This is a genomic window from Bradyrhizobium sp. CCGB01 (assembly GCF_024199795.1).
In the GTDB taxonomy this organism is placed as follows: domain Bacteria; phylum Pseudomonadota; class Alphaproteobacteria; order Rhizobiales; family Xanthobacteraceae; genus Bradyrhizobium.
This window is the reverse complement of record NZ_JANADK010000001.1, coordinates 1660385-1675443: the sequence shown is the minus strand read 5'-3', so window position 1 is coordinate 1675443 and position 15059 is coordinate 1660385. Positions and strand designations below refer to the sequence as shown.

Genomic DNA, 15059 nt, shown 5'->3' with positions numbered 1-15059 from the left:
TGCATGTGAATGCCAGCCCACCGGATTAGGTAGTTGAGGCGACAGTGTTACCCTATCATTCTCCGCCGAATCAGTCTCTCGCGCGCGAAGGAGAGGCCATGAGGGTCGGCGATGAGAACAAAAGAGAGTACAAAAAGGGGGCAATCGGGCCAAGGAAAGCACGAATTTTTCGTGGTGAATCTGACCAAAAAAAAGCTGAAGGGCCATGTTTTGTGGAGAAGCAGCGGCAACGAGATCAAACTAGACGTCAATGGTCTTGAGCCTGGCAAGGGCTCGCTGCGAAAACAGTTTTATCCCTCCAGCGGCAGCCGGAACTATTGGCGCTGGTCGCACGGGGACGGGGAGTACCAGCTGAACTGTGACGATGGCTACACCTATGCCATTGTCACCATCAGCGATCACGGAATCCGGGTACTTGCCACCGATACGAGCCCCGATACGTGGAAATGGTAACGCAACTTCGACTCTGAAAGCTTTCCGCGTCCGCTTCCATTTCAGGACGCGCCGGACGCAAGTGCGCCATGAACGTTCCGGAGAGGAAAGGAGCAGACATTATCGGACAAGCGTACGCGGTGCGCGAGGCCGACCACCTGAGCGAATAGTCGTTGAACCGATAGAAGTCGCCCATCAGCTTGTAAGTTTCCTCGGTTCAGAGCCCGCGCAGGGCGGTGATAACTTTCTCCGATCAGCGCTATCGCTCGTCATGATCCAGCCAGGGCTTGCCGATCGCATAGAATTCGCCCCGGAACCAGCCTGAGACGATGTTGACCGCAACGCGCGCGTTGGTGAGCTGGTCGATCGTCGCCATCTGCTTTGCGGCCAGCGCCGGATTCCAAGGCCCGGAAGGAGAGCGGCAACAACTTTGAGCTTTTCGGTCGCGGCAAGGAGCGGGTGGGAGAAGCTGACGGGCTCGCGCTTCGTGTCGGCGCCATAACCTGCGGTGAATCTGATCTGGTTCTAGGCATAGTCGAAACTACCCTTCTCGGCGATCCGGGCAAGCTTGCGATTGTAATCAATATCCCAGCTAGTGCGCTGCGGGATCGACGAAATCATGAGGCCGGCCCAGAAGGCGAACTTGACCGGATTGTTGTCGCAGTCATCCTGTTTGTCCCTCAAGAACTGGGCTTTGCGTGAAGAAGAGCGACGGTCCGAGGCAGGCAGCATCGTGCCGCCGCGTCCATCGAGACCGCGCGGCTCAGGCGTCATTCATGATCATCGGTTATGTTTTTGATTCAGAAGCGCTACAGTCGTCTCGGAACCGTCCCGGCGTACGCATTTCCGCCTCATTAGCCCATATACGCACAGCAGCATCAGCAAGCTGTCGGCTTGGTGAAATGAGTCACTTGGTCGACGATGTGGTTGCGCATCATGAGCGTCTCTGCTTGGCATCATCTCCTCAGCATCGTCTCAGAGAACGCTGGCATGCGGGAGTCGAAGACGAGCTATTTTCCTAAGAGCCTGACCGAAAAAGGTGAGCGGTTTTGGCGGGCCTGCGATTCCTTCGGATTTGCAAAGATTCCAGGGAGGACACCATGCCGTGGACCAAAGCCGCTCGTATCCAATATCAGCGCAGTGGACTGCGTTACGCAAGCGATCTGACCGATGCCGAGTGGACGCGGATCGCTCGGAAGATGCCGCCTCGATGCCGATTGGGCCGGCCGCGGGAGGTCGATCTGCGCGAGATCGTGCAGGCAATCTTTTATATTTTGTCGAGCGGCTGCCAATGGCGACCCTTGCCGAAGCAATTCCCGCCATACTCGACGGTGCAGGGCTATTTTTACGATTGGCGCGACAGCGGCAGGTGGCACCGGATCGTTCGAATCCTGGTGCGGCGGGCACGGAAGAAGCTCGGCCATAAGCCAACGCCAACGGCTGCCGTCATCGACAGCCACACTGCTTCGACAACGCAGGCCGGAGGGCCTCGCGGCACATCGATACCGATACCAATGGCCTTCTGCTCGCCTTTCCCAGGCTCCAACATGTCTTTGCCGATAGGGTTTTATCGCGGCAAGCAGTTGACTAACCCGCTGTCCCCCTGCGGGCCGAGGACAACTCGTCCAGCGACCACCTAGGGTCAAAGGCTTCCAGCTCTTGCCCAAGCGCTGGGTGGTCGAACGCACCTTTGCGTGGCTCGGCCGTTGCCGACGCTTGACCAGAGACTTTGAAGGCTCGGTCGCAACGGAGCTTGCCTGGCTTCACGTTGCCCATCTCAGGCTGCTGACAAGGCGCCTCGCCGCGCCCTGAAGGTTCCTCGAGCTTATTGAGTCAGGCTCTAAGGTGGAGATACTCAATTTTTTAATTCTCCATCCGACGCGATATTTATTGCGCGAATGAGATTATCGCCCGATGAATACTTACAACCTTGCCGCAAAGCGATCGTCAGTCAACGTCTCTCTTGTTCCTCGAAAGGACTTCCGCTGTTTTCTAACAGTGAGGCTCACGACTTTCTCATCGTCCCACTGGTCCTCGCGGTTTCACCTGGATGTTGGAGCGACCTGTTGACTGGCTCCCGAGATCCGCATGCTACTCAACAGCTCAAACACGAAAGTCGCAAAGAGCGCATGACTAGCTGTCGTAAACAAAGCAGGCATCTGGAGCGGACAACAGTTCGATGTTTTCGTAGCGCCGTAAATAGACGCCGCCCCATGACAGGAGACACTTCGCAACATCGCATCTTGAGGCGTTCAGCGCTTGCGCAGCGCTTTTTAATGGGCAAATCGCTCATCGGAAACAATCATGAAGGATAGCGGACAAACGATGTCCGCCGCCGACGGCGAGCGGATCGCGCGCCTGCGAATTGCGGTGGTCTCCAGCGGAGCCGTACGCCTTTGGGCGGCCGTGCACCGCGCGTTGGCACGAGGTTGAACCTGCAGTTCGGGGGCAAAGAATTCGCGGAGGCGGGTGTCGGAAAACTCCACCACGAAGGCGGGCATTCGGACAAGGTCGGCAACGAAGGGCAGCACGATGGACTGGATGCGGCTCACAGCGCACCTCCACGCATCGGATTCTGATTCCACTGAAAGCGATCAATTTTGGCGCTTTCATTAGTCCAAACATCCCTAGGGGACCGGAAACGTTAGCCGCCTCGGCGTTCTCATCTGCGACCGGCTCAAACGCCTCAAGCTTGGTCGGTCAACGCTGGCCAAACGCATCGGCACCCGAACCAATCAGTCCTAGCAGCTCGACATCAACGTCATCGTGACAATAGCCGGGACCATCAGAGCGACCTGATGGGCCACTTGCAGCAGGCTATCCGCGGCCGGCATTTGGATGGACATTGGTTCACTAGTGAACCATTATGAATTGCGGTCCTGTTATAGATCAACTTACCTTGACGCGCTTCGCGAGCGAAGCGGCGGTCCTCTTAGGTCAGCACAAAGGCAGATTGCGCTCTAAGATCCGCGTTGTTGCGCGCGAGATCACCATTCCACTGACGCGGGGACTGATGATGTCCAATTGCATCCGCGACGCCGCCCCTGATGCCTGGGGCACCGCGTCATCATCAGTCGCAGGTTCGGAAAGAGCGGCAAGGATATTGATGCGGCGGAGATTGATGAACTTACCTACTTGCTCGAATTTAGCTCGAACGTTTGTCTCGCGGGAAGCTTCAGCGGCCTCACTCGAAGAGCTTCAGGCCACGACCGACCTCGTCGGAAGGGATGCCACTGACGCAGGACCTGGATCGCGCGCTCATACATGGAAGCTCGATCGGCGGCGCCCGGCCCAAGGCGATGATTACCTCAAACAGCACGAAGTACATCGCCAAGTTCTCCTCACAAAACGACCTCTACAAGGTGGTAAAGGCCGAGTTCGTAACCATGCGACTGCCCACCGAAGCGGGGCTTGCGCTGCTTTGGTCAGCCTTGAGCGCGCCGCTGGCAAGGATGTACTGCTGATCGAGCGCTTCGATCGGCAAAAGGCCAATGGCGCATGGGAGCGCCACGCCATGGTGTCAGCACTGCTCCTGCTTAGGTTCGACGAAATGATGGCCCGCTACGCAAGCTATGAAGATCTCGCCACCCTCATTCGGCACCGGTTCACTTCACGCAGGTCACTCTACGCGAGTTGTACGGCCGGATGGTGTTCACCATCCTTTGGAGCAACACAGCCGATCATGCCAGCAACCACGCGGCGCTCTGGAACGGAAAAACTTATGCTGACGCCAGCCTACGATATCTGTCCACAAACCAGGACTAGGAGAAACAACGCAGGCGATGCATATTGTTGGCTATCGCCGCACGAGTCAGATAACCGTTTGCGTTGAAGCGGCTCCGTTGCTTCTGCTCAATAAGAATGACGCTCTCGACCTCATCGCTCGCCAAATCAAGACGCCTTGGAACGAGATATGCGATGCCGCATCGCTGATAGTCGTTGACCGCGACTTCCTATGGAGACGCTAATTCCTCAATGCGTTCGGCGTTCGTCGATGCTCCTGCGGCTCTCGCTGAACTTTCCAACTAAAGCCCGCCTTCGTCACCCAGGGTACGGCAACACATCGTCACCAGCAGCACCAGCGAAACCGCTCGATTAGCGCGCTCTCCGAGCAATTTTCATCGGAATGGGCCTAGTTTAGGCTTCGGCTATTGAATTGTCTTCGCCGTTGGACCGACGGGCAGCGGCTTCGCGTCCCTAACTGTGTCTCGCCGCCAAGTCTTGGGGTTCTCTCGAAACGCTATTCAGCGCGGGGCTTCGATCTCGCGCTTTGTCACATCAATTGAGAGGTCGACTTAAGTTTTGGGAGCACGATCGCAAATGCTTGAGCCGCGGAACGACAGTCTTTTGCTTCTCCCCAGAAGGCGCGCAATTCGCTTCGGTATCTCGTTATTTGAGGCGAACTCGAGCAGGCGCCGTCTTTCTTCCTTGCTCCATCGCCGAGACCCGTTCCTAAGCATGTTTCACTTTATCCGCCTATCCATTCCACGAATGTCTACGTTAACCGCGCAGGGTAGCTCTTAAGATAAAACTCTCTGGATCACAGCCATGTCGTACATTCTGACGGCCGAACCTTGTACTTTTGCGGGGCATCACCCTGTATCGTCACTCGCGTACAAGAACGCATTTTGAGCGACACGGTTGAAGTCGGCGCACTACATCTGCGCCTTCGTCGATGAACATAATGCTGAATGACTTGGTACCGTTGTTACGAACGTGATGAAGAGACGACCGTTTTTCTCAGCCGATGACGAACTCCATAGGAGACTCCATCGGAGGAGCGGCGACACCAGTGGGGCCACCGTCTAAAGCACGCCAGTCGGGACCGTGAAGGCGATTCATCTCGCGATGCGTACGTTTGATGAAGACGCGCTCGACGCAACAGCCGACACTGAATGAAACGACAAGCGCGAGGACGCAGGCGAGATAGCTATTTGCAAATTTCCAGGTGATTTGTGCGGCGACGACTGTCACGAAAGTTCCGACCATCGCAGCATTGCGAACGCTCTTCATTAATCTGATTCCCAGCTAATCAGTGTAAGTCCGTACCACATGGCGATAATTAGCGCAGATTGAACGCCATGCGCCGTCTTTCTACTCGGTAAAGCTGCTAAGCTGCGGATTGTCTGTTCTGCGGGTGGTGATCATCTGGTATGCCAAAACTTCTTTCTGGACCACACGCTCATTGGGTCATGCGGCACACGCCGACTCCTAGTACGCCGGCCACTTTTTACGATTTTCCGTTCCTCTGAGCAAAAGAAGTGTGCAATAGGCAACATCGAGGCCAGGTACAGAATATCTTTTGGCGCCTTTGGATCTTGCGCCGCGGCACCTTGTTGCGGATTGTGTGCGTTCTCTCGCCGACGAGCTCGGCGTTCCGCAAGTTTCTGAAACTCTGACGGCTTCGGCCTGACGACGATACTGAAGCCTTGAAGATAGCGCGTCACAGATCGCCCTTGCGCCTTTCTTCCCGGACACGTCACGAGATCTGTGCCGACGAGTGGCGACCTTCAAATCGTAGAGAATGTCGGATTCGATCGGCGAGGACTTCCAGAGCGCCTCCTCGATGTCGCATAGCAAGCTGAGCAGCATTACGGTCTCTTCGTCGATGTGCGTCAGCAGCAAGAGAGAGAGAGAGAGAGAGAGAGAGAGAGAGAGAGAGAGAGAGACGGCCGCAGCTCGACCAGGACCCGGTGCCCGAGTTGCCCAACAACGATGCCGCCGCGAGGCCGGTCTGCTCGCAGCCGACGACTGCCACATCGAAATCAGTCTGCGCCAGAGTGTCTTTCCTGAGTTTTCTCTAGCTTGTGACGGTCCGAGGCGTAGGAACACTCCATTGTCTTTATGAAGCATATCCGCGGTGTTGGTGCGACATGCGTTTCAAAGGCCTCGATCCGACTCTTCTCGGCGCGCTCGACGCGCTGATGACCAAGCGCAGCCTCACAGCGGCGGCGCGCAGCATCCGTTAAGCCAGCCGGCCATGAGAGCGTCCGTCACCACACTGCGTACCTATTTCCGCGACGAGCTCTTTACGATGCTGGGCCGCGAACTGGTTCCGACGCTGCTTGCCGAAGCGCTCCCGCCCTGGCCCCCGAAGCGCTGCTCCGCATCCAGCTCTCTATTGCGGCGAGTGACACATTCGACCCGGGCAAATCGGACCGCCGCTTCCGGATCGTGCTGTCTGATTTACTCGTTGGCGTTCTTCGGGAAGGTGATCGCGCGTGTTGCTCGCGAGGCCCCCGGCATCACGTTCGAGCTGATTTCGTTTGACGACCAACCGAGCGAGCCGCTACGGCGCGGCGAGGTGGATTTCCTGATCTTTCGGAAACGTACATGTCAAACGCACACCCCCAAGGCAATGCTGTTTGACGAGATGCTGGTGTGCGTGAGCTGTTGCACGAACAAACAGCGTTCACGCAAGCCCACCTTCGAGCGGTACATATCGATGGAACACGTTGTTGCGCAGTTCGGACGAACGGGTAAGCCTTCGATCAAAGGCATGGCTCCTGCTCGAGCATGTTACAAGCGGCGTATCGAGTTTGCAGTGCCGAGCTTCAGATTCATCCCGCCCCTGCTGCTGGGGACCGAGCGGCGCGATCGCGACGATGCACTCACGGCTAGCGCAACATTTCGCAGCGATGATGCGGCCGCGGATCGTTGATCTTCCAATTCCGCTGCCCGCCTTTGCAGTGGCTGTGCAATGGCCGGCTCATTCGCAACAATGATCCGGAGTGCATCTGGATGCGGGAGATCATTTTACAGGAGGCGTCCCGCATGGCTTGAATTCACAGGACCTCGCACGCACGGTAAAACTTTGCTTGAATGCGGAGCGTTTTGGCACCCGCTCTTCGCCAGTCATCTATCCGAGAGTGTTATCCGAAATATATGGGCCTTCGGCGCTCGACCTTGATTTGCGAGATCAAGCAACAGGAGCGATTTTCGCAATCGGCTTGAGGCCGAAATCTTACTCACATGAAGGTACGCCTCCTCTATCGTGCGGCCATCGATCTGCCGAGCTGAACCCTCTAACGCGTCCTCAGCATTTCGCCGACGCAATCACCAATCAGTGCGCTTCAATTTGACGCCTCCAGTGCGTCCTCCCGCCCGCGACGGGCGATGAGCGCGTAGGCGACCGGCACAACGAACAGGGAGAAGCGCGTTCCGACCGAGAGGCCGGTGGCAATCACAAGCCCATATTGTAGCGGTATACCGCGCCGGCACCCCCCGCCGTGACTAGCGGCAGCACGCCCAGGACGATGGCCGTTGTGGTCATGAGAATGGGCCGCTACCTGATCGTCGCCGCCTCGATGATGGCCTTCGTGCAGCTCCTCCCCTCGACGCGCAGTTCGTTCGCGACCTCCACCATGAGAATCCCGTGTTCTCTGACGAGACCACTGAGGTTGCGAGCCCGACCTGGCCGTAGATATTGAGGCTGGCGCCGCCGATACCGAAGCCGATGAACATCAGTGCGCAGGCGAGCGACATCGGCACCGATATGAGGATGACGATTGGGTCGAGGCTGTTGAACAGCGCGGGAAGCGAAAGGTAGATGATGATCAAGGCGAACAGGAACATAGTGATGAAGCCGCCCGACTCCTGTTCGGGTTTGGCGGGAGGCGCCTGCGAAATCAGTCGAGTAGCCCGCCGGAAGGGAGTTGGCGAGCGCCTTCAAGGTCGCCAGCGCATCGCCCATCACAACGCCGGAAATGGTCGCGGCGTTGATCCGCTGAAAATGGTTGAGCGCCTGCGGAGCGGCTATAGTGTCGAGGTGGGCTACCGTCCAGCGGTACCATCGCGTTGTTGCTGGTGCGATCTGGTAGCTGAGCTTCACCTGTGGTTGCGGAGCAGTGCAGCGGTCCGGCGGCGCTCGCCGCCCCTGCTCCCTCGGCGCGCACGTCGCGATTGCGGGCGCATCAGATGATCCGTGCCCAACTCTCCGGAACCTTAAGTTTTCTTGTGACGACGCGCAGGATAGCTAATATTTCAAGCAACTTCTCTTGCGACACGCGAGCGACAGCGCGCCGGTGACAGCCTCGGCGGCGCTTTGGGACCACATCAATGGCGCAGCGTCTGTGACATCGACTTGGATCCAACTGAACGAGCTGCATCTGAACTCGCGGGACAGGTGCCTGCGATGTCACGGCTTGCAATTGACGTGCCGTTAGAGGTGCGCCGGAAGAAGGGCGGCATAACGAATATGCCTCGTGCCGCGCTGAATTTACCAGCGTCGGCTTGCTGCGAACGTGTCGCGAAGCCGACGTCGAAAGGGAAACACGGCAGTGATTCAGGCGAGGGGTTGGCTCAGTTTCTGCATAGCTGCAGGCGACCTGTAGTAAGTGCCCTAAAAAGAACTCTTGTTCGGTAGTGGGGCGAACGAGGCGGAAGTCTCATATGATGCGCAAGGTCTCCATTGCTACAGTTCTAGCGCTCGCCTCATTCCATGCTATTGAATGACGAATTGATGACGGAAGCCAGACAAATTTTCAAACCGATTCCCTTTGCTATCCCTACGATTAAGGACAATCCTGTCACCATTGAGAAAGCCGAGCTCGGGAAGATGCTGTTTTTCGACCCACGCCTTTCGGCAAGTGGGATCATTAGCTGCAATACGTGCCACAACCTTGGCACCGGCGGCGTCGACGCCGGTCCAACGTCCATTGGTCATGCCTGGCAAAAGGGGGCGCGTCGGGCGCCAACCGTCTACAATTCAGTGTTTAATGTCGCGCAGTTCTGGGACGGACGCGCGCCGGATCTCAAGGCCCAAGCCAAGGGACCCGTTCAGGCGAGCGTCGAAATGAATGCGACTCCGGATCGCGTGACAAGCACGTTGAACTCGATGGAAGATTATGTCGGAAAGTTCAGGCAGGCATTCCCAAATGATACACCACCGGTCACCTTCGACAATTTCGCGAAAGCGATTGAAGCGTTTGAAGCCACTCTCACTACGCCGGGGGCTCCGTTCGATCAGTACCTGAATGGCGATGCCAACGCTCTGGATGATCAGCAAAAGGCGGGATTGACGCTGTTCATAAACAAAGGATGCGCCTCCTGTCATAACGGACTCAATATTGGCGGATAAGATTACTTCCCGTTTGGTGTGGTCGAAAAGCCTGATAGCAAACTGCTTCCTGCTGTCGACAAGGGACGATTCGCAGTCACCAAGACTGCCAGCGACGAATACGTGTTCCGCGTCGCCCCCTTGCGCAACGTTGCCTTGCGGGCTCCCTACTTCCATTCAGGTCAGGTTTGGACTCTCAAGGAAGCCGTAAGAATCATGAGTGAGGTCCAGCTCGGCACAAAGCTCAGCGAGGAGGAGAACGACGATATTGTTGCGTTTCTCAAATCACTGAGCGGGCGTCTACCCAAGATCGAATATCCGATACTGCCAACGCGCACAAAGGAGACGCCACCACCCTCCTTAGGCAGATAGCGTCATCTCGCATAAACGGGGTCACGCACAATCAAATCAATTATGGATGATGAGGCCGATCCTCTATGCACTGCGGACCGCCGCTTTTGCTTGTTGCAGCAGCCGCGCGTCCGAGTGCTGTCTGGGCCATCGACGTGATTGTCTCTAGGCATTGCGACCGGCCTGTCGCGGCAGGCAGAGGCGCTGCACAAGGTGAGAACAGCCTACAACCTAGGCATGAGTGGCATCAGTAACGGAGGTCAGATGTCGACGGTCATAAGAAATCTTCTCGACCGAAAGCAAAAGCTCCTCGAGCAACTTGCTTCGGCCATAGACATCGAGCAACGTGAGAAGATCGAGCATCAGCTCGAGCAAATAAGCACTGCACTTGACTTTCTCGATCGACCTAAGAATCCGCGCGAGTGAGATCGCGAGACCAAGCTCGGCGCGATCTAATGTGGAGCTTCTGCCCTTACAGCAAAGGCTGACTTTAGAACCTCTCCGTCTAATCTCATCGCAATCGACTCGTCCAAACGATGATCTGTTGTCCACCCTCGCTGACATAGCGTTCGACTGAAGTGGACCGCTATGGCGGTTCCAGATTTGTCTTGCAGCGACGACAAAAAGCTTAATGATAGGCCTGATTGCGGTCGTATTCAGGGTGGCTAGGCTCCACGTACCCGACATTGCCCCGTCCGGGTCCACAAGGCGAAATCAGTGGTTGCGCTAGCTACTGCGCGATCGTCGCAAGTCCGGCTTCGATAACTGCGATTTCTTGGCATATTTGCGCAATGGCTTGTCTCGGATCGACACCGGTGACGTTCTTTAGTCGCGTCAGCAGCTCCCGCCGATGCGCAAGAAGGCGCTCCAGTGCGCCACGATCATTTAGCCTGACATAGCCGTTGACGATCAACTCAACTGAATGCGACATCGATCTCTCAAATTGATAATTGCCCGGATTTGGTAGATATATCGAATTACACAGCAGCGCGCTGTATCAGCGAGCAAGAACCTTGATCAGTAAGGCAACGAGCAAAGCTCCTTGCCGCCGTACAGCAACCGCGCCCATTCGGAGCGGTCGCGGAGATGCCAATGTTTCGCGTAACCGGCTCCTCTCGGTAAGGAGTCGTCGCTCCACCCGGCCCAACGGAGCGACCAATGGGTGAGGGGCAGCCAAATTGCAGGAAACGCGCCAGCCTATCACTCGAGACTTTTCTTTCGAAGGCACTGCCATACGACTCAATGAAACGACGCTGCCATCTGTCCTGGCATGCACGTTCCCACTCGAAGCCGGCAAGCTCCCGTGAAAATAGTTGCAATGTTCATGCCGGGCCGTCGTACGCAACGAGTATGATGAGCGCTCAAACAGACGCTTATTCGAATGCAAGATCGCCGCAGCTCTCACGCCAGCGAGCGCAGTCCGATGGTTGGGCGCGATTTTGTAGGGCTATCGTGGCGGGAGCGACATGAAGATCAGTTGTACGAAATGTGGAAGCGCCAGAGAGTTCCGCGCGTTCGGGGACGGCTTATTCGAACCGATCAGCGCGCCACCGCAGGATGCGATCGACGGGTCGTGCCGATCTTGGGGCCACATCGCTCGCTCAGTCCAGGCTTTTCTCGATGGAAATTTAAGGATCGTCTCGCGCTAACATGCTTATGGCCTCATTTCGTCCCTGAGGAAGGCTCGCGGCGTACGGTTTAAGTGACAGCATCGATAGCAATCGGAGCCCTGTGGCACTCCATGCCAGGAGCTAGGCCGCTCGCAACCAGCTAAACCATTTATGATCGGCCTCCCGCCGGATCCTCAAACGGTCGACGCATTTCTTCGAACAAAGAGCCGTTCGCCAGCAGTAGTAGCGGATCAGACCGAACCACTCCACCGCAGATCGCACAGCAACTTGCTGACCCGCGCTCCGCACTTTGGAAGCCATTGCGCATTCTCGCCTCCTGACGGCGTTTGGAGGATTGCCCCTCCCTCAGCATTTTCCTCGGCACAGCCTCGGGCCACACGCGAATCGGCCAGCGCCGAGTCCTACCCGTCCGGACGCCGGTCGCGTACGTTTCATGTGCACCGATTTGACGATGCAACATCTCCGTTGGAGGGCGTCGCCGAGGCTGCTGACTATACGCGCAATTCAATCTCGATTAGTGCAATCGGCAGCGAACCTAAGCCCAAATCCTGCGCTCATTCGCTAATTTTCGACGGATTTCGAACAAAACCGATCGAGATGATGTGTCAACACCGCCGTGGCGCGTCGTCTTCGCCGTCCATCCGGTTTCCATTTCGAGCAATTCTATCACTGAGGACCGGCTGGAACGTCGCGTTTGTGGCTTCCTTCCGAAGTGGGCGCTTTGGACTCCTCAGGAATGGGCGACACGGCGGATCAAGTTCGCCCGCCGGAAAACCGGGTAAGGACGGAAAGGCAATATTGCCGCGTCGAAATGTATCACTCAAAACTACTGTCCGACAAGACCGGCCGATTGGAAAGCATGACGCGGAGGACCTTCAGCCGTTCATAGCTGGTTAAAACAGTCGGCACGCACCATCAACGGGCGGAGAACAGCATCCCCCCATTGGCCGCCCATGTCACCATCTGGTTGATATTGTGACGCCGCATTCATGCTCAGTGAGCATCGCGCGCCGCGGTTGGGCCGTTTTGCGGCGCAAAGTGGTCGAGCTCCGATGTCGTCAGTCGAGCCCGATCGCTGGTACTAGTCGCTCACTTGCGGCTTCAGGATGACGTTGTCAATGAGCCGCGTGGAGCCAACGTAAGCCGCGGCGCATAGAGCAGCTGGATGGGTTAAGGGATTCGATGCCGGCTCAAGCGTTTCGGCATCAACGAGTTCGAGGTACTGCAGCCGGTCGATTTCATCCAAATGCCGCCGGGCCATTGCGATAAGCTTCTCGCATTCGCGCTCGCCTGCGCGCAGTTCGGCCTCCGCCGCGAACAGACCGCGACTGATCGCAAGAGCCCGCTGGCGCTCTTCGTAGTGAGATAGCGATTGCGGCTACTCATGGCGAGCCCGTCCGGCTCCCGAACCGTGGGCACTGTGACGATCTCGATGGGGAGATTGAGGTCAATTGCCATCCGACGCACGACCGCGAATTGCTGGAAATCCTTCTGTCCGAAGAATGCGATATCCGGCTGCACCATGTTGATCAGCTTGCAGACGACGGTTGCGACGCCGCGAAAGTGTCCAGGTCTGAACGCCCCGCACAATGATTTTGCGAGTTCGCCGGCTTCGACGAAGGTGTCATACTGAGCCGGATAGACCTCTTGTGCCTCTGGAGCGAAGACGATCGCAACACCGGCATCGCGACACAGCTTTTCATCGCGCAAAAAGTCGCGCGGATACGTGCTGAGGTCCTCGGTTGGCCCGAATTGAGTGGGGTTGACAAAGATACTTACGACCGTGACGTCGGATTGTGCACGACTCGCCTCGACCAATGCCAGGTGGCCGTCGTGCAGGTAGCCCATTGTCGGCACAAAGCCGACACGTTGGTCACGCGCTTTTGCAAGAGCGGCACGGAGTTCGGCGACCGTCGTAATTGTTTGCATGTTGAGCTTTATCTCAGTTTGGATTGGAAGGCGCCCAATTTGCGATTGCATCGCTCAAGGCTTGAGGAAGCCGATAAGATTCCTTTTGCGTCGGGAATGCACCATCGCGAACATCCGTCGCCCAACGTGACAGCGCCTCCTGAAACAGCCGAAAACCCTCGACATATGTGCGAACGAATTTCGGCCGATGGCTTTCGGTCAGGCCAAGCACGTCGTGGAACACAAGTACCTGGCCCGAACAACTAGGGCCAGCCCCGATTCCAATGGTCGGTATTGTCAGGGTCTCAGTCACTCGGGCGGCGAGCTCTGCCGGGATACCTTCCAGAACGAGAGCGAAACATCCGGCCTCCCGCAGACGGTGGGCGTCGTCGAGCAGACGCAAGGCATCATCAGGGCTCCGACCCTGCACCTTGAAACCACCCATAACATTGACGCTCTGCGGCGTCAGGCCGAGGTGGCCCATCACGGGGATCTCGCAATCGACCAAGGCGCGTACAATTTCGGCGCGCTTGGCTCCGCCCTCGAGTTTCACGGCGTCGGCCCCACGTTGCAAGAAACCTCCGGCGTTGCGGATCGTCTCCTCGGGATTGAGGTGAAAGCTAAGAAATGGCATGTCGGCTACAAGCAAGGCATGAGGTCTTGTGCGTGCGACGGCTTCGAGGTGGTGGTTCATCATCGCCATGCTGACCGGCAGCGTGCTATCGAACCCGAGGCAGACATTTCCAACGCTATCGCCGACAAGGATAATATCGACAATGGGGTCGGCGATTCGTGCCGTGATCGCGTCGTAAGCGGTGATCATTGCAATACGCCGCCCGTCGCCTTTCCACCCCTGCAGCACTGGAATTGTGACGCGTTCAATAGGCGGGGCAGAAATGTGGCTCATCTTAGCTCCGATCCGACAGCCGACCCGCACACAGAGAGTCGTGATTTCGTAGGGAAGACAGCAGAAAATTGCCGATGTCAGCGTGAAACAACAAACGTGCGCCTGAAAAGTCAAGAACAGATGCACCGAAGCATCCAATGATTGCGCGATCATCGAATGAAGAGTTCCGGTCACTATGGCAAGTGACTGGCTGCTTGTTAGGGCAGGCCTCGCCTGGAAGAGAGGAAACGTAGTTTCTTCCTCACCCGCCGGCGGGATTTGGCCAAGTTTAGCTCGAAGCCGCGGCATCTTGCTTTCATAAATAGGAATGCCCGGGCGAGGTCGCCCCTCTGGCCTTCGTGCGCGGCGCAGGAGTTAAGACGATGGATTCCATGCTCAGGAAGTGCAAGGGCCAGTGTAGAGGCGATTTACAGGAACATTCGCCGCCACGGCACACCCCTCAGGTGGCCTTTCATATGATGCACGATGGCAGGCATTTCTGACATCCCCTGAGAGAGAGCTAATCGTACCGCCAAACCGCTCCGCAGGACTGCTGCTTACGACGTGATCCCGACGATAAAGTGATCAACCTCAAGTTTACGACGATGGTTGCTTTGGGCAGTGCATTGCAGGTGTCAGCACCTACGAGGACGACGCGCCTGTGCTCGAGGCGCTCAATACTATCTGCCGGATGTTCCCCGCGACCTGCGTCGACAGGTCTTCCGCATGCAAGATTCTGCGCAGTATCCGTGGTTGCCGCAACCTGTGATTCGATCGCAACAGCTCGATGCGA

General features: G+C 57.0%; 6 protein-coding genes and 7 pseudogenes. 6 read left to right on the top strand and 7 right to left on the bottom strand.

Annotated features, from left to right (window positions below; genetic code table 11):
- The first annotated feature begins 111 nt into the window (after nucleotides 1–111).
- Nucleotides 112–453, top strand: coding sequence for a hypothetical protein (locus tag NLM25_RS07620; protein WP_254116316.1), 342 nt, complete (start codon nucleotides 112–114; stop codon nucleotides 451–453).
- A 136-nt stretch (nucleotides 454–589) separates the two neighbouring features.
- Here the strand turns inward: NLM25_RS07620 and NLM25_RS07615 are convergent.
- Nucleotides 590–1053 (bottom strand): annotated as a pseudogene (locus tag NLM25_RS07615) (LLM class flavin-dependent oxidoreductase); the annotation flags it as partial.
- 479 nt (nucleotides 1054–1532) lie between these two features.
- On the opposite strand from NLM25_RS07615, the pseudogene NLM25_RS44280 reads away from it, so the two are divergent.
- A pseudogene (locus NLM25_RS44280) lies at nucleotides 1533–2244 on the top strand (transposase).
- Between the two features lie 461 nt (nucleotides 2245–2705).
- Here the strand turns inward: NLM25_RS44280 and NLM25_RS07600 are convergent.
- A complete protein-coding gene (locus tag NLM25_RS07600; RefSeq protein WP_254136574.1) occupies nucleotides 2706–2984 on the bottom strand; it encodes a hypothetical protein in 279 nt (92 codons plus the stop codon).
- Nucleotides 2985–3659: 675 nt separating this feature from the next.
- Here NLM25_RS07600 and NLM25_RS44275 point away from each other — a divergent pair.
- Nucleotides 3660–4264 (top strand): annotated as a pseudogene (locus NLM25_RS44275) (HipA domain-containing protein).
- A 908-nt stretch (nucleotides 4265–5172) separates the two neighbouring features.
- On the opposite strand, the gene NLM25_RS07590 reads toward NLM25_RS44275, so the two are convergent.
- Complete coding sequence (locus NLM25_RS07590) at nucleotides 5173–5445, bottom strand: hypothetical protein (protein WP_254116314.1); 273 nt, start codon at nucleotides 5443–5445, stop codon at nucleotides 5173–5175.
- Nucleotides 5446–6305: 860 nt separating this feature from the next.
- Between NLM25_RS07590 and NLM25_RS07585 the strand changes: the two are divergent.
- Nucleotides 6306–7215 (top strand): annotated as a pseudogene (locus NLM25_RS07585) (LysR family transcriptional regulator).
- Nucleotides 7216–7505: 290 nt separating this feature from the next.
- Here the strand turns inward: NLM25_RS07585 and NLM25_RS07580 are convergent.
- Nucleotides 7506–8243, bottom strand: a pseudogene (locus tag NLM25_RS07580) (efflux RND transporter permease subunit); the annotation flags it as partial.
- A 629-nt stretch (nucleotides 8244–8872) separates the two neighbouring features.
- Between NLM25_RS07580 and NLM25_RS07575 the strand changes: the two are divergent.
- A pseudogene (locus NLM25_RS07575) lies at nucleotides 8873–9862 on the top strand (cytochrome-c peroxidase).
- 243 nt (nucleotides 9863–10105) lie between these two features.
- Entirely contained in the window at nucleotides 10106–10267 is a 162-nt protein-coding gene (locus tag NLM25_RS07570; RefSeq protein WP_254116312.1) for a hypothetical protein, read from the top strand.
- Nucleotides 10268–10571: 304 nt separating this feature from the next.
- Here the strand turns inward: NLM25_RS07570 and NLM25_RS07565 are convergent, their stop codons facing one another.
- The 3 genes and pseudogenes from NLM25_RS07565 to panB all read right to left on the bottom strand — a co-directional run bounded on the left by NLM25_RS07565 (nucleotide 10572) and on the right by panB (nucleotide 14287).
- Nucleotides 10572–10772, bottom strand: coding sequence for a hypothetical protein (locus NLM25_RS07565; RefSeq protein ID WP_254116311.1), 201 nt, complete (start codon nucleotides 10770–10772; stop codon nucleotides 10572–10574).
- 1781 nt (nucleotides 10773–12553) lie between these two features.
- Nucleotides 12554–13401 (bottom strand): annotated as a pseudogene (panC, locus tag NLM25_RS07560) (pantoate--beta-alanine ligase).
- A 13-nt stretch (nucleotides 13402–13414) separates the two neighbouring features.
- Nucleotides 13415–14287 (bottom strand): 3-methyl-2-oxobutanoate hydroxymethyltransferase, encoded by an 873-nt coding sequence (gene panB / locus NLM25_RS07555; RefSeq protein WP_254124164.1) that lies wholly within the window; start codon nucleotides 14285–14287, stop codon nucleotides 13415–13417.
- Nucleotides 14288–15059: the final 772 nt, after the last annotated feature.

Excerpts from the sequence above, each read along its gene's own strand:
- NLM25_RS07620 (WP_254116316.1), top strand. The coding sequence starts at position 112 with ATGAGAACAAAAGAGAGTACAAAAAGGGGGCAATCGGGCCAAGGAAAG.
- NLM25_RS07590 (WP_254116314.1), bottom strand. The coding sequence starts at position 5,445 with ATGAAGAGCGTTCGCAATGCTGCGATGGTCGGAACTTTCGTGACAGTC.
- NLM25_RS07570 (WP_254116312.1), top strand. The coding sequence starts at position 10,106 with ATGTCGACGGTCATAAGAAATCTTCTCGACCGAAAGCAAAAGCTCCTC.
- NLM25_RS07565 (WP_254116311.1), bottom strand. The coding sequence starts at position 10,772 with ATGTCGCATTCAGTTGAGTTGATCGTCAACGGCTATGTCAGGCTAAAT.
- panB (WP_254124164.1), bottom strand. The coding sequence starts at position 14,287 with ATGAGCCACATTTCTGCCCCGCCTATTGAACGCGTCACAATTCCAGTG.